The sequence below is a fragment of the Chitinophaga sp. SVR4-12A genome (assembly GCF_056754765.1).
The window spans coordinates 1,689,376-1,708,833 of sequence record NZ_JBPGWP010000001.1 but is presented as its reverse complement, the minus strand read 5'-3'; the positions used below and the strand labels follow the sequence as shown (position 1 = coordinate 1,708,833).

General features: G+C 48.0%; 16 protein-coding genes. 7 read left to right on the top strand and 9 right to left on the bottom strand.

Features of this window, described 5'->3' with window-relative positions:
* The first annotated feature begins 5 nt into the window (after nucleotides 1-5).
* The 4 genes from ACR9Y8_RS06940 to ACR9Y8_RS06925 all read left to right on the top strand — a co-directional run bounded on the left by ACR9Y8_RS06940 (nucleotide 6) and on the right by ACR9Y8_RS06925 (nucleotide 2,845).
* The gene (locus tag ACR9Y8_RS06940; RefSeq protein WP_481212518.1) at nucleotides 6-353 is read left to right on the top strand and encodes a glyceraldehyde 3-phosphate dehydrogenase NAD-binding domain-containing protein; all 348 of its coding nucleotides are present in this window, start codon (nucleotides 6-8) and stop codon (nucleotides 351-353) included.
* Nucleotides 354-376: 23 nt separating this feature from the next.
* Entirely contained in the window at nucleotides 377-1,015 is a 639-nt protein-coding gene (locus ACR9Y8_RS06935; RefSeq protein ID WP_481212517.1) for a type I glyceraldehyde-3-phosphate dehydrogenase, read from the top strand.
* Between the two features lie 201 nt (nucleotides 1,016-1,216).
* Nucleotides 1,217-1,804, top strand: a complete 588-nt coding sequence (locus tag ACR9Y8_RS06930) for a TetR/AcrR family transcriptional regulator (protein ID WP_481212516.1) — start codon at nucleotides 1,217-1,219, stop codon at nucleotides 1,802-1,804.
* Between the two features lie 48 nt (nucleotides 1,805-1,852).
* Nucleotides 1,853-2,845, top strand: a complete 993-nt coding sequence (locus ACR9Y8_RS06925; RefSeq protein WP_481212515.1) for a quinone oxidoreductase family protein — start codon at nucleotides 1,853-1,855, stop codon at nucleotides 2,843-2,845.
* 79 nt (nucleotides 2,846-2,924) lie between these two features.
* On the opposite strand, the gene ACR9Y8_RS06920 is transcribed toward ACR9Y8_RS06925, so the two are convergent.
* Entirely contained in the window at nucleotides 2,925-3,872 is a 948-nt protein-coding gene (locus ACR9Y8_RS06920) for a hypothetical protein (protein ID WP_481212514.1), read from the bottom strand.
* Between the two features lie 149 nt (nucleotides 3,873-4,021).
* On the opposite strand from ACR9Y8_RS06920, the gene ACR9Y8_RS06915 reads away from it, so the two are divergent.
* Both ACR9Y8_RS06915 and ACR9Y8_RS06910 read left to right on the top strand, forming a co-directional pair.
* The gene (locus ACR9Y8_RS06915; RefSeq protein ID WP_481212513.1) at nucleotides 4,022-4,600 is read left to right on the top strand and encodes a Crp/Fnr family transcriptional regulator; all 579 of its coding nucleotides are present in this window, start codon (nucleotides 4,022-4,024) and stop codon (nucleotides 4,598-4,600) included.
* Between the two features lie 74 nt (nucleotides 4,601-4,674).
* Nucleotides 4,675-5,079, top strand: coding sequence for a VOC family protein (locus tag ACR9Y8_RS06910; protein WP_481212512.1), 405 nt, complete (start codon nucleotides 4,675-4,677; stop codon nucleotides 5,077-5,079).
* Between the two features lie 69 nt (nucleotides 5,080-5,148).
* Here the strand turns inward: ACR9Y8_RS06910 and ACR9Y8_RS06905 are convergent, their stop codons facing one another.
* The 5 genes from ACR9Y8_RS06905 to ACR9Y8_RS06885 form a co-directional block, all read right to left on the bottom strand.
* Complete coding sequence (locus ACR9Y8_RS06905; RefSeq protein WP_481212511.1) at nucleotides 5,149-6,933, bottom strand: RagB/SusD family nutrient uptake outer membrane protein; 1,785 nt, start codon at nucleotides 6,931-6,933, stop codon at nucleotides 5,149-5,151.
* Nucleotides 6,934-6,958: 25 nt separating this feature from the next.
* On the bottom strand, nucleotides 6,959-10,321 hold the full coding sequence (locus ACR9Y8_RS06900) for a SusC/RagA family TonB-linked outer membrane protein (protein ID WP_481212510.1): 3,363 nt from the start codon (nucleotides 10,319-10,321) through the stop codon (nucleotides 6,959-6,961).
* A gap of 95 nt (nucleotides 10,322-10,416) precedes the next feature.
* On the bottom strand, nucleotides 10,417-11,403 hold the full coding sequence (locus ACR9Y8_RS06895; protein WP_481212509.1) for a FecR family protein: 987 nt from the start codon (nucleotides 11,401-11,403) through the stop codon (nucleotides 10,417-10,419).
* 98 nt (nucleotides 11,404-11,501) lie between these two features.
* Entirely contained in the window at nucleotides 11,502-12,062 is a 561-nt protein-coding gene (locus ACR9Y8_RS06890; protein ID WP_481212508.1) for an RNA polymerase sigma-70 factor, read from the bottom strand.
* 99 nt (nucleotides 12,063-12,161) lie between these two features.
* Nucleotides 12,162-13,682 (bottom strand): family 43 glycosylhydrolase, encoded by a 1,521-nt coding sequence (locus ACR9Y8_RS06885; protein WP_481212507.1) that lies wholly within the window; start codon nucleotides 13,680-13,682, stop codon nucleotides 12,162-12,164.
* A gap of 204 nt (nucleotides 13,683-13,886) precedes the next feature.
* On the opposite strand from ACR9Y8_RS06885, the gene ACR9Y8_RS06880 reads away from it, so the two are divergent.
* Nucleotides 13,887-16,265 (top strand): ABC transporter permease, encoded by a 2,379-nt coding sequence (locus tag ACR9Y8_RS06880; protein WP_481212506.1) that lies wholly within the window; start codon nucleotides 13,887-13,889, stop codon nucleotides 16,263-16,265.
* 88 nt (nucleotides 16,266-16,353) lie between these two features.
* On the opposite strand, the gene ACR9Y8_RS06875 is transcribed toward ACR9Y8_RS06880, so the two are convergent.
* The 3 genes from ACR9Y8_RS06875 to pdxR form a co-directional block, all read right to left on the bottom strand.
* Nucleotides 16,354-16,845: a hypothetical protein gene (locus ACR9Y8_RS06875; RefSeq protein WP_481212505.1), complete on the bottom strand. Its 492-nt coding sequence runs from the start codon at nucleotides 16,843-16,845 to the stop codon at nucleotides 16,354-16,356.
* Between the two features lie 118 nt (nucleotides 16,846-16,963).
* The gene (locus ACR9Y8_RS06870; protein ID WP_481212504.1) at nucleotides 16,964-17,809 is read right to left on the bottom strand and encodes a class I SAM-dependent methyltransferase; all 846 of its coding nucleotides are present in this window, start codon (nucleotides 17,807-17,809) and stop codon (nucleotides 16,964-16,966) included.
* Nucleotides 17,810-17,915: 106 nt separating this feature from the next.
* The gene (pdxR, locus tag ACR9Y8_RS06865; RefSeq protein ID WP_481212503.1) at nucleotides 17,916-19,397 is read right to left on the bottom strand and encodes a MocR-like pyridoxine biosynthesis transcription factor PdxR; all 1,482 of its coding nucleotides are present in this window, start codon (nucleotides 19,395-19,397) and stop codon (nucleotides 17,916-17,918) included.
* Nucleotides 19,398-19,458: the final 61 nt, after the last annotated feature.

Below are 19,458 nucleotides of genomic sequence, written 5' to 3'. Positions count from 1 at the left end.
TTATTATGAAAGTAGCTATTAACGGATTTGGACGCATCGGCAGGATGACCTTAAGAGCCCTGCTGAACAAAAAAGGCGTAGAAGTAGTGGCCATCAATGACCTTACAGACAGTAAACTGTTAGCGCATCTTTTTACATACGATACCTCGCACGGAAAGTTTGCCGGTACAGTAGCATTACAGGACCAATATATTGTAGTGAATGATCAGAAGATCTTATTGTTGAGTGAGCGGGCCCCGGAAAAATTACCGTGGAAAGACCTGCAGATAGATGTGGTGATTGAATCAACCGGCCGTTTTACACAGAAGGAAGGGGCGCAATTGCACATCACCGCAGGCGCAAAAAAGTATTGATCACTGCACCTGCTAGCGGTGGTGTGAAAACGATCGTCATGGGCGTGAATAACGACCAGGTCACAGAAGCGGATGAGATCCTTTCTACCGCATCCTGCACTACCAACTGTATAGCGCCGGTATTATACCTGATTGATAAAGAATATGGCATTGAATCAGGTTTCATGAGCACCGTGCATGCATTTACCATGGACCAGATGCTGCAGGACGGACCACATAAAGATTTCAGAAGGGCGCGGGCAGCCACACAGTCTATCATTCCTACTACCACCGGCGCTGCAAAAGCAATTGGTGATGTATTGCCGGAGCTGAAAGGGAAGATGGATGGTTTCTCTTATCGTGTGCCTGTGATCGATGGATCAATAGCTGATATGTCGCTGAACCTGGTGAAGCCGGCATCCGCAAAAGAGATCAATGAATTTCTGCAGCACCACGCTGCCACCTCACTCAAAGGTGTGCTGGAGTATACGGAAGAGCCGTTTGTATCCGCTGATATATTAGGTAATACGCACTCGTCAATCGTTGATGGTACCTTAACCCGTGCTATCGGCAAACTGGTGAAAATAGTATCCTGGTACGACAATGAAGTAGGCATTTCGAACCGGATCGCTGAATTAACAGTTGAACTGGCCGCTAAGGTGAACAACCTGGTAGAGGCCTGATTGCTCATATGACTACATGTACCCGGGTTTTAAAGCCTTCAAGTCATTTGATTTGAAGGCTTTTTGCTTCGAAATGTCAGCACCCTCTGCCCGTACCGATATGGACCTGCGATTTGATGGGGCAGTCCTAAAATACCTTTAACAAAATATTTTCTTCTTGGATTATGAAATGAGACCGATCGGTCCTATCTTTGTGTTGCTATGAATAAAGGAGACGATACCCGCCAGCGTATTATTGAAAAAGCAGCCGCGCTTTATAACATCAAAGGCATTGCCGGCACGTCGGTAAGCGATGTAATGGAAGCAACACAGCTCGCTAAAGGCGGTATCTACCGACGTTTTGAAAATAAAGAAGAGCTCACGCTGGCGGTTTTCCACTACCTGGCAAATCGCCTGTCAGGCGCCATCAGTAACGCGATCAAGGCCCAGGGTACTGCCACCGGCAGGCTGAACGCCTTGCTGGACTTTTATACTGAGCGGCTGGCCTTGTCCCAAACTGGCGGTTGTCCCCTCATGAATTTTGGCGTTGAGGCAGATGATACTGACACCGGTTTAAGTGAACAGGTGGGCAAAGGTATCCGCGCGATACAGCAACAGATCAGCGCTATCGTCCAGGAAGGCATTAATACAGGCGAATTCCAAACGTCTGTCAACGCAGACCTTTTCGGTATTAAAATGTTCAACCTGCTTGAAGGAACTATTCTGGCCTGCAGGGTAATGAAAAGCAAAGCGCAAATGAAGACGATAGCCCGTTTGCTTAAAGAAGAAATCGCCTCGTTTAAAAGATAATTTTTTTTACCAAAAAACGGACCGTTCGGTCTCAAATAAACAACCATTATGAAAGTCATTCAATTCAATGAGTACGGCTCCTATGAGCAACTGAAACTTATAGATATGCCTGAACCCATCTTAACTGATGGTCAGTTGCTGGTCAGGGTTACATTTGCAGCCGTGAACCCGGTGGATAATACTATACGCAGGGGCCTGATACCACAGGCTAAAAAACCACCCATGATATTAGGTAACGAAGCTGCAGGAATTGTAGTGAGAGGCAATGCAGCATTCCCCGACGGCACGCGTGTGATTATTTCAGGCTTCACCGCACAGGGCACCGTGCGGGGTATTACCACTGATGGCGCCTGGCAGGAATACCTGGCGGTTTTGCCTTCGGAACTTGTGAAGACCCCGGATGTCCTTTCTGATGAAGAAGCTGCGTCAGCGTTTGGAGGATTTTTTTCTGCCATGGCGTGTTTGAACAAGGCAGAATTCAAGGCGGGCAAATCGGTTTTGTCGCTGGGTGTGGGCGGATCTGTGGGTAATGCCGCCGTCCAGTTGGCAAATGCGCTGGGCGCTTCACTGGTAATCACTACAGCAGGCTCCTCCGAAAAAGCTAAAATTGCGGAAGACGCAGGTTATACAAATGTGATCAACCTCGAAAAAGAAAGCATCTGGGAAGGCGTAATGCGGATCACCGGCGGCAAAGGTGTCGACATCGTAATTGACAGTATCGGCGGCCATCTTACCGGCGATGCTATTCATTCATTGGCACGCAGCGGCATTATCGTAAACATCGGTTATTCAGCCGGCACCCAATTTACGGCTAATATTACCGATTTTGTCTGGAAGGGGTTACAGATGCGCGGGCAAAGCCTGTCAGGCTGGTTCACAAACGCAGAACAACAAGCTGTATGGGATCAGTTGCTACCACTCTTTAGCAACGGCAGTATTAAACCGATAGTAGCCAGATCTTTTGGGATAGCGGAAGCGCCGGCAACGCAACAATATCTCATTGAAGAACGGCCATTTGGTAAAGTGCTGCTACAGTTTTAAACAAACGGCAGGGGAACATGCAGTAAGAATAAAGACAGGAACCGGGAACGCTTATCCCCGGTTCCTTAATATGAATACGCTAAAGCGCCGCAGGTACCTTCTCTGCTTTTAACTGTCCCGCAGCTACATAAGCAGCCATTTTAGGTATCATATGGCTTAAGCATACCCCTAAATTAAACGCCGCAGTAAAGTTTTGTGCCGCTGTCTTTACATTGCCCTTTCCGTCTTTGCCATCTACATCATCAGCAAAATGGCCCTCCCTGTCCGTAATGCCTGACATGAAAATAAAAGGGGCATCACATAATAGCCGTATAACCCCATGCGTGGTCTCTACAGAGCCTACGGGCAGCTGGTTACCGGTATTAGCCAATGCTTGCAGGCCTGCCTGATCCGAAGTGGCATAATCGGCATAGTTGGTGATATTCACCACGCTGACGCCAATATAGTTTTTGTCATTCATCACCTCAATATTGGGGGATGGATGGAGGTAGGGTTTCAATAATCCCGATTCTATTGCGCTGATGGTAGCCGCATCCAGTAGTGTAAAGAAATCAGCAGCAATAGCAGATGGGAGCACTTTCTCAAAATGGGCAGGATCATCCCATTTACTTTGCGGGTTTTCGCCGTTAGGATGAAAATTATGGATAAAGATGTTGCTGCCCACGGTGACGCAGCCGTTATTATTGCTGTCATTCAATCCCAGTGCAGCTGTTCCCATCGCCACCACCAGGTCAGGCTGTTCTGACCGGTAGGCCAGCACCTTCGGAAGGCAGGCATGTTTACCCTGTGAGCTGGAGGGGTTCCATTGCGGGTCCATGATGTCCTGTATACACCATAGTTCCACGGTAACCTGGGAGAAATTATCCCACACTGCCCTCGGCTGCGCAGTTCCTTGCGGAAAGGTCCAGGGATAGTTTAAACGACTTGGATTAGGCAGGGCCTGCGGGCGGATAGTGCTATTCAGCAGGGCATTCAGTATGGGCTCAACTTCCCATGATTTGTTTCCGATCAATACAATGCGTTTCATAGAATAATGGTTTTTTGAGTGATAGAATTGTCCACATGACAATTTGCAGTTTAATAACACCTGGAAGCAGTAAAAGGTTTAAAAAGGGGAGTGGTGTGTTATATCGCGATTATTTATGTAAATTTCGAAATCCTAATCAGGAAAGGCACATGGATACCGATGTTTTCTTCCAAAAAATAAATACTTATACTCGTCTGACGAAGGAAGCGGAGCTTGCATGGGCGGCATTGTTAACCGAAAAAGTGTACCCCAAAGGCGAACATTTCATCTCCGTCGGACAGATTCCAAAGAAAGTAGCTTTTGTTGTTAAGGGACTTTTTTCTCAATACTACATAGCAGATAACGGTACAACAATTATAAAATATTTTTTCCCGGAGGGAAGGATTGCCGGTTCCATTCCTGCAACACTGACAAAAACAACAAGCGCATTTGCCATTGAGGCTTTGGAAGACACAACCGTTCTTGAATATGACTACAATGAATTCAAAAAGCTGACATCCATCTTTCGTGATATTGCCGGCTTTTATATCAAATACATAGAACAACACTGGATAATAGACAAGGAACCATTAGAGATCGTAATGAAAAATGACCCCGCTGCAAAACAGTATAGTGACTTTCTCAGAAAATATCCTGATTTAGTGAAGCGCTTGAAAAAACATCATATAGCCTCCTACCTCGGGATCACCCCTACTCAATTAAGCCGCATATTTGGGTATAGTAAATAAAATTGCTTTCTCAACATATGTAAATGTTTTTCAGGAAACAGCACGCCATCTTTGTAACATAAAAATAACATTCAATGAAACAGGTATTTATCAATCTGGCAGTAACAGACGTCGACAAATCAATGCAGTTTTACACACAATTGGGGTTCACTAACAATCCCCAGTTTTCGGACGACCAATCGAAGTGCATGGTTTGGAGCGAATCCATTTTCGTGATGATCATGACACACGAAAAGTTTAAAACCTTCACCAAGAAGCCGGTGGCGGATACCAAAGGCAATATAGCAGCGCTCTTTGCGCTCTCTGTTGACAGCCTGGAACAGGTAAACCAGATTGTTGAAAACGGTTTGAAGGCGGGCGGCACAGAACCCATGCCCATGACCGACTATGGCTTTATGCAGTTAAGGAAAATCGAAGACTACGACGGTCACACCTGGGAGATATTTTTTATGGATATGAGCAAGCTCCCAAAAGAATAGCCCTCCCGCTTAGACCAAAACAAAAAAGGTTGCAGTGTATCTCTGCAACCTTTTTCGTTTCATCTTTACTCAATACCCTGGGTTCTGCACAATCTTCGGATTCCGGTCTATCACATCCTGCGGTACCGGGTTCAGGTACATTTTCTGGGTGAACACATGCGGATGGTTCAGCGGCACAATTTCGTATTTCCACACGCCTGAATTGTTGCTGGGTACCGTGTTCGTGATTTTCATTGCATGCTTGTCCACATTCATCACGGTACTCGCAGTCTTCCAGCGGATGATATCATAAAAGCGCTTGTTCTCAAAGCAAAGCTCCACCCTTCTTTCGTGGTAAATAGCAGTGCGCATCTCCGCCTGGGATAGTCCGGGCGCAAGGTCGGGCAAACCGGCCCTTTTGCGGATCTGGTTAATGGCGCTGTACACGCTGGCATCAGGTCCCACGGCTTCGTTTTGTGCTTCTGCGTATCCCAGCAATACTTCCGCATAACGATAGTAAATAAAGTTAGCGCCGCTGACAGCACCACCACCGGGGCGTACCAGCGGGTTGAGGCGCTTCTTAAAATAGTAGCCGGTGTTGCCTACGTCATCCGTCCCAAAATCGATCTGGTTTTTTGAAGGACGTACTTTATCAATACGGGTGTATATGGTGTCCCATTTGTCCATCCAGGTCATTTTATAGGGCGCGCCGTCATACACGATCCAGTCGTAGAAACGCTTCTCACGGCCCACATAGGGGTGTTGCGGATCATAGCCAGACGTAGGGTCTGTGATGGGCTTTCCATTCGCCATATAGAACTGGTCTACCAGTTCCTGGGTGGGGCAGTAGTTGCCCCAGGTGTAGTAAGCGCCGTTGATCCACACCGGGCCGCCATATTGTTCAAATGACGAGCCCATCGTGTTGGCTACCACCTGGCGGTCCCATACCACTTCGGAATGATATTCATTGGCTTCGTACCAGATGGCAGAAGGATCAGGAAACAGTTCGTAGGCTTTGCCATTGCCATAGCCGTCAATAAACTGTTTAAAAGTAGCGGCGGCCCTGGCCCAGCGTTGAGCATCGTAGTTATTATAACCGGCTACTTTATTGGGGTCATTGCCCGCAGCGGGTTGGGCAGCGTTGAAAGCGGGACTGGCAGCATATAGTTCCACCCATCCTTTTAGAGCCAGCGCAGCGCCCAGGGTAGCCCGGCCCGCATCAGCATCGCCTTTGTTATATTTAGGTGGCAGGTAACCATCTTTTGCAATGGAGTCCAGTTGTGTGGTGATAAAATCTACTGTTTCCGCAAAGGTACTCCTGGGAATATAAAGGGCAGCACTGTCCATCGTGCGCCTGTCTGCCGGAACGGTAATAATGGGTAGTCCGCCGATATGCATCCACAGCTCACTATAGAAAAAAGCGCGGATAAACCGGGCTTCATCCAGCCGTTTGTTCAGCCACTCCGGTGAGAAGTTTTGAGCGTTTTGGCGCACAGCTGTTATAAAGGTGTTGCATTTGCGGATGTTGGTGAATGTAGTGGTCCAGTTGGTAAGATCCCCCGAACCGGTGATGCCTCCCCATACGGTATAGTCGTTGGAGGAGGGCTCTACAATACCCTGCTTCCAGTTATAGGAAGTATAATAAAAACCCGCGTCATTATCATCCGTGAAATTATCCAGGTTTTCCGGCTGGTTCCAGTAATTAGGTAATGCGCTGTAGATATCGTTAAGAAAAAGATCGGCATTTCCTTCTGTACTCCACTGGATCTCATCAGTGAGCTTGGTCTTATCGGTATTTTCCAAAAATTCCTTTTTGCACGAAAGGATACTGAGCATCAGTATAGCAGTGAACAAGAGGTATATGAATCGTGTCATAGTTTTTTTGTTTAACAGGATGAATCTAAAAATTGACATTCAGTCCAAACACGAACACCTTCTGGTTAGGATAGGCTGTTTCCAGGTCGGTATAGCCTACTTCCGGGTCCATGAATTTCATTTTGCTGAAAGTGAGCAGGTTTTGCCCGGAGATATAACAACGGACGCTCTGCATCTTCATAGCGCTCGAAATACGGGCGGGAAGCGTGTATCCCAGCACGGCAGTCTTTAAACGGAGATAACCCGTTTTCATCATCCAGAAATCAGAATTCTGCGTGTTATTGGCATAGGGCGACTGGTTCGCACGTGGATACTTTCCATCAGGCGTGTTGGGCGTCCAGTGGTTGTTATAGTATTCGTAGGCAGAATTGCTATTGTTGTTATTAAAGGGCACTGTTTGAAAGCCGCGGAAATTCAGGCTGGCCAGCGCAGATCCCTGGAAGAATAAGCTGAGGTCAAACCCTTTCCATGAGGCGCTGGGCGTGAAGCCATAGGTGATGAAAGGATATACCGGGTTACCGATCACTGTTTCATCATTGGAGTCTATTTTTCCATCAGGTTTGCCATCGGGGCCGCTGATATCTGCATAGCGGATGTCGCCGGGATGAAGCACGCCAAACTGGGTAACGTTGTATCCGTCCTGGCCGTTAATCACCCCATCGTTGTTTTTATCATCTGCAAGTGAGAATAATCCAAGTGCATGATAGCCGAATTGTGTGCCGGTAGGCCTGTTTGTTCTCCGCCGATTAGGATTATCATAAGTGGCGGCGGTTTCAAACACCTGGATCATCTTATTTTTTGCATAGCTGAAATTGCCGTTCAGGTTTAGCTGCAGGCCGTTGTCGAAACGGTAGCTGCTGCCTGCAGAAATATCGATACCATGGTTTTCCATGATGCCCTGGTTTTCATCAGAGAGGTTCAGCCCGTATTCTACCGGTACCGTTACTGCCGGAGGCAACAGCATGCCGGTTCTTTTTTCATGAAAATAATCTACTTCCAGTTTGAGCAAGCCTTTCCATAAAGTAGCGTCTACCCCTATATCTGTTTTGGTAGATATTTCCCAGGTGATATTGGGGTTGGCTTCCCGGGTAATATTGGAGCCCTGTACCATACTGCCGTTGCCGAAGGCATAGGCGTTACCGTATAAATTATAGCCGTTCAGGTACTGGAATGCCGCCCCGGCCAGGTTGCCCGATTTTCCCCAGGAGGCCCTTAATTTAAGATAGTTCAGCGCCGAAGGGTGATCCGCTATAAAGTTCTCCTCGGAAATGATCCATCCTGCAGAGAAGGCAGGGAAATAGCCCCAGCGTTTGCCCGGGGCGAAGTAGTAATGACCGTCATATCGCCCGGCCGCTTCAAAAAGATATTTATGATCGTAAACGTAGCCTACGCGGTATACAAATCCAAGCTGGCTGCCGGTAACCGTAGAACCGTTGTTGTCAAAATCGTTTTTATTGGAGCTGCCCATGCCCAGCTCGTCGATGTTTACCGCAAAATTATTCCGCCGGGCAGAGAAGCCGGTAGAGTCATTCTTGCGTGCCTCCGCTACCAGCAGGCCTGTGAAGTCGTGTTTGCCAAAGGTGTTATGATAGTTCAGGAATCCCTGGTAGGTATAGTACTGGTTTTTTGAATACTCCTGGTTCAGCCAGGTGTAGGGGGCAGCGCTTCCCTCGGAAGTGGATATCTGTTTCGTATAAGTGTAAGGGTTGGTGGCGGTATTCTGCGAATAAAAGTAAAACGGTGTATGCCATCCCTTCACCGTAAAGTCGTTGGGATCATAGCTGAAAGTTCCTTTTATGCTAAGCCCTTTAATGAAAGGTAGCTGTTGTTCTACAGCAAGGGTGGTAAGGAGCGACGTGGCATTACGGTGCGAGTAGCCTGCTTTCAGGATACCAACCGGCGTGTTGCCTGCAAACTCGCCCCATAGACCATTGCTATAATAAAGGTTGGTGATGGGGATCAGTTTATAGGCGCTGCGGAACAGCTGCCCTGGCGTGGTGGCAGCGTCTACGCTGTTGGTCTTTTCAATGGCGCCGATGAGCGACAAGGACACCGTAGTGGTAGGCGTAGCGCTTACTTCCATGTTTACGTTATAATCATAACGCTTATAATTTATCGGGTCAAACATACCGTCCTGCTGAAGATAACCGAGCCCGGCGTAATACCGTACTACGCTGGTGCCGCCGCTGAGCTGCAGGTTGTAATTTTGAATGGGCGCATGCATGCGTACCAGGTCTTTTGTATTGCTGATGGGATATTTATCCGGATCCTTAGCGTTGAGATCTGCATATGTATTAATGAGCTCATCGCTGAAAGGTTGTTGTGCGCCACCGGGATTTTCATTCATATAGGCTTCATTACGCAGGCGCATATAATCCTGTGCATTCAGCATTTTAGGATAGTAGGTAGGCGTTTGGAAACCGTAATAGGTGTTCAGCGAGAGCGAAGGCTTACCCGTTTGTCCACGTTTGGTGGTAATGAGGAGTACGCCGTTTGCGCCGCCTAATCCATAAGGCGCCACTGCAGCGGCATCTTTCAATACCGTAACGGAGGCAATGGAGCTGGGCGAAATTTCATTGATGTTATTACGGATGATACCATCCACTACTATCAGCGGTGCATTGTTCCCGGTAGTGGCAATCCCCCTGATATGTATATCGGGATTATCATTGCCGGGTTGGCCGCCATTAGGGCGCATACTGATGCCGGAAACATTTCCCGCCAGTGAATTTGAGATGTTGGTAACCGGCGATTTGGCCAGCTCCTTTCCCTGCACAGCTGCTACAGACGCCGTAGAGGAAGTTTTCTTCTGTGTGCCGTAACCAACCACCACTACTTCATTTAAGCCGCTGGCGCTTTCTTTCATGATAATATTAATGGGATCGGCAGTGCTTACTATTTCGGTTTGTTCGTAGCCCACATAACTGAATACCAGCGTAACGCCAGTGTTAGCCTGCAGCTCAAAATGGCCGTTTTCATTGGTCATAGTGCCGATAGCAGTGCCTTTTATTTTTACGGATACGCCAATGAGCGGATCGCCGTGTTCGTTTTTTACAAAGCCGCTTATTCTGGCGGCGCTTAGCTGGCCGGAAGCGATCACAATAGCGTTGTTCTCCATTACCGTGTAGCGGAGTGTAGTGCCCGCAAAGGTTTGGGAAAGCAGTTGTTCTACCGTGGCATTTTCTGCATGAATGGACACTGGCGGTTTTTCCGGCAGGATGTCGTCATTGTAGATAAGCCGGTAGCGTGTCTTTTGTTGAATGGTTTTCAGCACTGTTTTAATGCTGACTTTCTCCAGGGAGATGCTGATCTTTTCCTGGTTGGCAGTAGCGGCGTTTACTGGCATAATGCAGGTGAACAGTAACGCCCATAGGATTATTATTTTCATAACATGGAATATAAAAGGGTGAAGGAAAGTAAAGTACGTGGAGGTGTAATGTTTTTATGTCATAGCGTTTATTTTTAAAAATGAAGAATGCGTTGTCAGTTGCTGATGCGAACTTCCTTCCCGTCGATCTGGAAATTAAAGGGACGCGATAGCTGCAGCATTTTCAGTGCCTGCTCTATTGATTCTGTATCGATGATGCCGGAAAACCGCAATTGTTGCAGTCCGGCAGATTCGAAATGAAAGGTAACCCCATACCACTCGCTCATTTTATCTGCCAGTTCACCAAAGGTATTATTGTCAAACACCAGCTTGTTATTCAGCCAGGATATTTCAGAAAGTTGTCCGCTGCTGTCTTTCTCCAGGTGCTTTTGCTGAAAGACGGTCGCCGGGCGGCTTACTGCTACCGTTAATTCTTCTTCGGGGCGTAGTACCACGGTTTTCTTCCCAAACGATACGGCAATTTTCCCACGTACCAGGGTGGTGAACACGGCGCTGTCGCCCGCATAGGCTTTCACATTGAAAGCGGTGCCGAGTACGCGGATGTTCACTTTCCCGGCGTGGATAATAAAAGGAATACCCTCACTTTTTGCAATGTCAAAATAGGCTTCCCCGCTCAGCGTAATTTCGCGGTGCTGTTTGCCAAAACTGTTCTTTTCGTAATGGAGCTGCGTGTTGCGGTTAAGCCATACTATAGAGCCATCGGGAAGTGTCACCCTGGACTTTCCTCCCGGGGCGGAGCTAAGTTGCTGCAACACAGGAGCAGCGGGGCGCATCAATTGCCACCCCGTCCATGCTGCCGCCAGTACAGCCGCCGCCGCAGCAGCTGCCATTAGCCTGCGCATAACCGGCTGATGGCGGCGCAGCGGGAGTTGCGGGCTTACCCTGTCCCATATCCGCTCTTTGCTGTTAAGCGTGTCGCCTGCTTCCTGTATGGGCGTCTGCCAGATGCTGGCAGCAAGTTCCCGGGAAGCAGCCGCCTCCGGATCATCTTTCAGCAATGCTTCCAGTTCAGACAGTTCTGCGGAGGAAATATCGCCGCTCAATTGTTTCCCGAGTAATATCCATATACGATCCTTGCTCATAGTATAATTGAAAATGATTGAATAAGGGCGTCAGGGTATAAGACAACACTAAGGAGAAAATGCCCCCAAAAGCGGAAAGACTTTTTTTTGAGAAAGGATTACTGATCGCCAGGCAGCGGCGTGATCAGGAATGATTTGATTTTGGTAAGCTTCTTCAGGGCGATGCCTACCTGGTTTTCTACAGTTTTGAGGGAGATATTCAGCAGAACGGCTACTTCCCGGTACTTGAGCCCATCTTCTTTCACCAGCTTAAAAATGAGGCGGCACTGCGGCGGCAGCTCACTGATAGCCATATTAATATGCCGCATCATTTCATTGCTGATGAGCTGCGCTTCAGGGCTGATCTCATATTCCGGTAAATGTGCTTCTTCGAGATGCAGCGTTTTCTTATGCGCATATTTACGGAGGTAGTTAAGCGCAATATTGCGGGTAGCCGCATAGAGATACCATTTCAGGTTACTTACCTGGTGAAGGCTTTTCCTTTTCCTCCATACGGCAATAAACACATCTGCTACTATTTCTTCCGCCATTTCCCTGTTATGAACGATGGCCAGGGCTAACTGTAGCAAGGGGGCGCAATAGTAATCGTATAGTTCTTTAAATGCTTGTGTATCACCGTTGTATATTCTGGATTGCAATTCGGGGATATCGTCGCGCATAGCAGTAAAAATACCCAAATTATGCAAAAATCCAAATGCATGAATTAAAGTGTCATATTGACAAAGTGCCGGTTCTGAAAGGTTTAGGGCTGAACAACCTTAAGGAAGTATCTGCCACAATTCCGCGTCATATTGATTTTCATACCACTGCTCCAGTTTGGTGCCCGGCGTCTGGTTGCTGTAAGGAACATTCAGCGCCATCAGGCTTCTGCGGTTAATGAGCTTAAAGTATCCGTTTCCCATATCCTGCACCCGCCATTGCTGCGCTATATTGTTATTATCCGTCCATTGGATCAGGATATTTCCCGCGTTGAGCGATCCACCCGCATCATCCAAACATAAGTTGGAAGCAACAGACTTTATCTTATAATAGCCATTTCCCAGGCTGATAAAATTCCACTTCTGGGCAGTGTTGTTGTAATCCGTCCACTGCTGTATCTGTACACCGGCGGTGGTAGTACCGCTGGGAACATCCACGCATTGGGACGTAACCTTCGATTTGATCTTATAAGCACCGTCGGCAACAGGCATGGCGTAGCTGGGGCCTACGGAAGGAGACGGAACAGGGATGCCTTTTTCAATAGGGTACCCGAAATAAGGGATATCCCCATCCCAGGAGAACTGCTGGGCCATCACCCGTCTGTCCCAGCCCGAGCCGTCGCTGTTGGCAGCGTGGTATACGATCCACCATTGGATATTATCCGGTGATTTTACGAACGATGCATGCCCCGGGCCATAAACATTGCCAAACCTCGAAAAAGCAGCAGTATTGGGTTTATTCCAGGACGCTTTCGTCATCAGGTCGCCATTGGTGCAGGTAAGGCGCCCCAGGCAGTAATCATTGGTCCAGCTGCCGCTGGCAGAGTAAATAATATTCACCGTATTACCGCTTATCAGTGGGGTAGGGCCTTCATTCACGGTGGGTGAACCTACCTTTTCCCAGGCATAATCGGGCCTGGATATTTCCACTCTTTCGCCTGAAAGCGTATAAGGGTTGCTCATGCGCGCGATGTAGATGTATTGCGAAACATTAGTGGTGCCTTCCCAGCCGGACCATACAAAATATTGCTGGCCGTTGAAGTCGAAGGGTGAGCCGTCGATAGCCCAGCGGTCGGTAGTGGCGCTCAGCCTGGCCTTATAGGTATAGGCGCCGGCCAGCGGATCATTGGCATTGGAGCCGCCCTCCAGCACAAACATCCGGTGATTGGCGTTATTGCCGTCATCAGCCGCAAAATATACATACCACCTGCCACTGCGGTAGTGCAGCTCCGGCGCCCACAGGTTGGACGAATACATGGTGCCGCCGGGCGGTGTGAAAATATATGTTTTAGCCTGCAGCAGCAGATCCTGTAAAGTCGCCGATTTGGTGATCCACAGGCGTCCGCCGTCAGATCCGCAGTAGTAATAAAAGCCGTTTACCCTGATCACCCAGGGATCATAGTAGCTGCCGTTATCAGCAGAGGCGAGCGGGTTGTTGAAGATGGGAGAGGCGCTTTCTGTAGCCGGAACACGGCCCGCCTTCTTCAGCACCGTATCAGTATCGGGTGTTTGTCCTTTACAGGCGAGGAAGAATCCAAGGGCCATCAGTACGCACAGGTGTAACAAATTTGCTGTTTTCATAATTTGGGTTTGGAGGGTCAGGTTGATAGCATAGCATGCTCACAGTGAACTATCGCTTTAAGATAATAATTTACAAGATAACCTTTATAAATAAACGGACATCGGCCGTCCGGAATCGGACAATTCATGGAAATCTGGTGATAGTTGCCAGCTGACTTTCAACCCATTAAATTCGGGCACCATTTTAGAACGGCTCATTTCACTATGCTGAAGAACTACCTGAAAGCCGCCTGGCGAAACCTGTTTAAGAACAAGGTCTTCTCCCTTATCAATATCAGTGGATTGGCCGCGGGCATGGCCGTAGCTATGCTGATCGGGCTGTGGATCTGGGATGAGCTCTCCTTCAACAAATATCACCAGCACTATGATCGTATAGCCCAGGTGATGGAAAAGGCCACCTATAACGGAACCGTAAAAACGGGCGGAGCAGTGGCCCTACCGCTGGAAGCGGCCTTGCGGAATAATTATGGCAGTGATTTTAAGCATATTGTTATTTCATCGTGGACAGAAAACCATACACTCAGCATAGGCGATAAAAAAGTATCCTATCCCGGGAACTTTATGGGGCCCGACGCACCCGAAATGTTCACCCTTAGGATGTTGAAGGGCTCCCCGCACGCCTTGCACGATCCCTCCTCCATATTGATCTCCCGGTCAGTTGCCGCTGCCTTGTTCGGCGATGCTGACCCAATAAATAAAGTTATAAAGCTGGATAATAAGGCTGCTTTTAACATTGCCGGCGTTTATGAGGATCTTCCCTATAATACTGCCCTGCATAATGTTGCATTTATAGGACCATGGGATTACTACCAGAATTCAGCAGACGGAAGGTCACTGACCGACTGGAGCGATAATTCCCTGTTGCTGTATGTCCAGATCGCTGATCATGCAGATATGGAGAAGGTGTCAGAAAAGATCAGGCATATAAAACAAAACAGGGGAGGGGCGGAGGTTGCCCGGCTCAAGCCATTGGTCTTTCTGCAGCCCATGAGTAAATGGCATCTATATAGCCGGTTTACCAATGGCGTTAACACCGGCGGCGCTATCCAGTATGTCTGGCTCTTTAGCATTATCGGCATCTTCGTGTTGTTATTGGCCTGTATCAATTTCATGAACCTTAGTACGGCCCGGAGTGAGAAGAGAGCAAAGGAGGTGGGTATACGCAAAGCCGTTGGTTCTTTAAGAGCACAGTTGGTCGGCCAGTTCTTCTGTGAATCACTTCTTCTTGCCATGCTGGCATTTGTGCTGTCGCTGCTCCTGGTATGGTTAATACTTCCCTTCTTCAATGAAGTGGCTAATAAAAGGATGTCTGTCCTCTGGGCGAATCCCTTCTTCTGGATCATGAGCATAGGTTTTACCTTGCTTACCGGATTTGTTGCAGGCAGCTATCCTGCCTTGTACCTCTCCTCACTGCGGCCGGTGAAAGTATTGAAAGGTACTTTCAGGGCAGGGCGTGCTGCTGCTATTCCACGGAAAGTGCTGGTGGTGGCACAATTTAGCATCTCTGTTGTACTGATCATCGGTACGATCATTGTTTTCAAACAGATCCGGTTTGCACAGGACCGTCCGGTAGGATACAGCCGCGATGGACTGATCGCTATTGAAATGGCAACAGATGATCTGCACGATCATTTTGATGCGGTAAGGGCCGACCTCATTCAGTCCGGAGCAATTGTGGAAGCTGCAGAATCATCCAGCCCTACCACCGCGATCAATAATAACGGCGGCGGTTTTTACTGGAAAGGGAAAGACCCTGCTATGGATGATGATTTTGCCATGATCCGTGTAAGCACCGGTTATGGTAAAACTGTGGGCTGGCAGTTCACGCAGGGACGGGATTTCTCGCGCCAGTTCCTGACAGATTCTTCCGCCACCATTTTGAACGAGGCGGCGGTAAAATATATGGGGCTCAAAGACCCACTGGGTGAAATAATCACCTTCCATAATAAAGACCGCAGGGTGGTGGGTGTGGTAAAAGATATGGTAATGGGCTCCCCATATGATCCCATCAAACCTACCGTATTCTATATCTGGAACAGGCGTTTCAATTACCTGAACATAAAGATCAACCCCGCCCTGAGCGCTCATACCGCGCTCCGTAAAATTGAAGCAGTTTGTAAAGCATATGCTCCTGCCGTTCCTTTTTCATACAAATTTGCCGATGATGAATATGAGAAGAAATTCAGGAATGAAGAGCGTATTGGCAGGCTGGCCGGGTTCTTTACAATACTGGCCATCTTCATCAGCTGCCTTGGCTTGTTTGGTATGGCCAGCTTTATGGCCGGGCAACGTATAAAGGAGATCGGCATACGAAAAGTAATGGGCGCATCCGTATTCAGTATCTGGCGTTTGCTGTCAAAAGATTTCGTGATGCTGGTGGCCATTTCACTGCTGATCGCCACGCCGGCCGCCTACTATTTCATGCATAGCTGGTTGCAAAGCTACCAGTACCGTACGCCATTGTCATGGTGGGTCTTTGCTGCAGCAGGACTGGCCGCCCTGGTGATCACATTGCTTACGGTCAGTTTCCAGGCCATCAAAGCAGCCACTATAAACCCGATCAAAGGCTTAAGAACAGAATAGCAGAGATGAGTTACTGCTTTATAATTTAACTAAAAGGGAGGGCCGATCAACTGATCAGCCCTCCCTGCTTAAACACCTTTTAATCCTGCTATTTAAACAGGAAGACGTTGAACATCCTGATTGCAGTTTTTACGCCGCTGGCAGACAGCTTGGTGTTCCTGAACTGTATAGTGGTAAAGTTATTAGCGCCACAGTTAGCCACCTCGAAGGACCTGGTCACCACTTCACCTGTAGAGAAAGTTACAGTGGAAACACCCTGGTACGCTTGACCCAGCAGTTGGAACTGGATATCGATCCTGAAAGTGGTGTCGCTGGTAAATACTTTATCGAATAATACTACCTCGCGCTGCAGGTCTCTTTCTGTGCCCAGCACCATTACCAGGTCATCTGCATCTTCACCGGCAGGATTAATATTAGAGACGGTACCGAAGCCGGATAATTGCACAATACCGTCAGCATTAGCCAGTTCCCGGTTGTCGATAGTAGCTACAGAGCTTATATTCCCTGGTCTGCTTAAATGTCCTGGTGTTCCGTTGTTCGCAGTATTGTCTACCTGCTGATAGATTTTTGATTTTAACATAAATTGGAGCATTGATTTTTTCGGGTTAAACATGATCTGTTGTGCACAACTTGATAAAACAAAGATAGCCCTGCAGTATGCAATGGATATGCGTACCCGAAACACCATTACCTTAAAATCAGCGTCTCACCGTCACCCGTAAAAATGTAGCCGGGATGGAAGTCTTGCCAGGATCACTACTCTTATTCTCCTGGTTGAACAGCTCTTCCAGTTCCCGTTGCAGGTCTGCAGCCTTTCCATTTTTTTCAGCTGCGTCAAATGCATTCATTGTGGGGCCATAGTAGTTCCTGAATCGTTCCACCAATTCATTAGGCGAATACGGTGCATTGAAAGTATACGTATCTCTTTCAAAGGAAATATTTTCTGCAGGAATACCGGCTTTGCCAAACCGCTCGGTCACATGACTCTCCACACCCCATAGCATAGGGCTTACAAATCCTTCCGGCGGTGGCGGTGTATATGCAGAGCTGATCTTTAATATCTGCGCTACCAGTGTCGGATCATTGGGTATCCAGTTGCCCATAACAATGCGGCCACCGGGGCGTGTAACCCTCACCATTTCTTTGGCTACATCAAAGGGCTTTGGTGCGAACATGGCCCCGAAAATGCTTACCACCAGGTCAAAGCTGGCATCACTGATTCCTTCCAGGTTGGTAGCATCGCCTTCCCGGAAGGAAATATTGGAGAGACCTTCTTCCTGGGCGCGCTTATTTCCCGCAGCCACGAGGTTCCCGGCAATGTCTATACCTGATACCTTTGCACCCAGCCGTGCTGCAGGAATAGCGGTCGTGCCATCACCGCAGCCAAGATCCAGCACCTCCATCCCGGAACTGATGCCTAGTTTATCCACCAGCGCTGTTCCGCTTTCGCGCATGGTTTCAGCAATTCGTGTAAAATCACCTTTCTCCCATAAAGCTTTGTTAGGGTTTGCAGCAGGTGTTTGTGTGGCGCTTGATTTGTCCATGTGTTTTGTTTTTGAGGTTAAAAATGTGCAGATTTTCAAGGGGTAGCAACAAAGGGGGGAATGAAGATACAACGTTTACAATTAAGTAGAAAATCTGTTTCCAGGCTCATACCTGGTTCCTGCTGCGTATAATGGCTTCCTTCAATATCTCCACCGCGCTCACCTGCTCATCGAAATTCAGTGAAGAAAAGCCCAGCCTCGTTGCATTGGTACTATGCCTGGTATTATAAATGGTCCCGTCGTGAAACAGCAGGCCCTTTTCCGAAGCTTTGCTGCACACATCCCTGAGGTTTGCCGTAAGGAATTTCGTCCACACAGCAAGCCCACCTTCCGGAACGTTAAATGATACATCGTCTTTCAAATGCGCTTTTAACAGCTCACACAAATGATCTCTTCTTTCTTTATAGATCCTGGTTACTTTTTTTATATGCCGTTCAATCAACCCTGTCTTATAAAGTTCAGCGATCGCAACTTCCAGAAAGCTGTCTCCCTGGAAATCCGTGAACCTTCTTATCTTAACTGCTTCCGTAATGAAATTCCTCGGCGCAACCAAGAATCCTATCCTGAGGGATGACGCTAAAGTTTTGGAAAGCGTGCCTATATAAACCACATTCCCCAGCTGATCAAAGCTGGCCATAGGCATTTTAGGATTCCCGCTAAAATGGAAATCATAATCATAATCATCTTCTACTACAGCAAAGCGGTACCTCGCAGCCAGGTTGAGTAACCGGGCCCTTCTCTCGATAGATAGGGAAACAGTTGTAGGATGATGGTGATGAGAGATCACATACACCATTTTGATCTTTTTCTTCCTGCATAAGATCTCGATCTCGTCTACATCGATGCCATTCTCATCCACCGGCACCTTGTTCACGATCGCCCCTGTTTGCTGAAAAGTAAGCGTAGCGGTAACATAGCCCGGATCTCCCACGATGATCTGGTCGCCTTTACTTAAAATTGTTCTCGCGCTTAAGAAGATGGCCATCTGGGCGCCCCTTGTAATGATGATCTGATCAGGATGTGCCAGCACGCCGCGCGTCTCGCCTAAAAAGGCGGCAAGGGTCTCGCGCAAATAAGCGCTTCCCTGCGGATTGCCATAACGGAAATGCTTTTTCATAACCGTTCTGTTGGCAATACTTCTCAATTCTCTGAAGAGGTCCTGAACAGGAGCAAGCCGTATATCAGGATATCCTTCCGCCAGGATCAACTTATCATTTACCTGGAAGTCGGATTGAGGAAATACGATCGGGCTTTTACGGATCGCAAAATTGGTTTTATCCGGGAACTGTTGCGGCTGTGCCAGGAACTTCAGGAGCTTCAGCTCAGGAAAATCCTTAGCCACATAAATACCTTGTTTGGGGACAATATGCAGCCACCCTTGTGCCGCCAATTCATCAAGCGCCAGCTGCAAGGTTCTTCTGTGCACGCCAAGGGCTTCTGCAAAATGCCTGGTAGCGGGTAATTGCTGGCCGCGCCTGAAGCGTCCGGACCGTATATGATTCGTCAGTCCGTCTGCGATCTGCAGGTACATTGGCCGCTCGGAATCACGATCAAGATAAATTTTTACATCCTCTCCTGGTACACTCATTTTTAAATTTTTGGTACACTAACGTATACCAAAAATAGGATAGTTTCGACGTATTAAAACC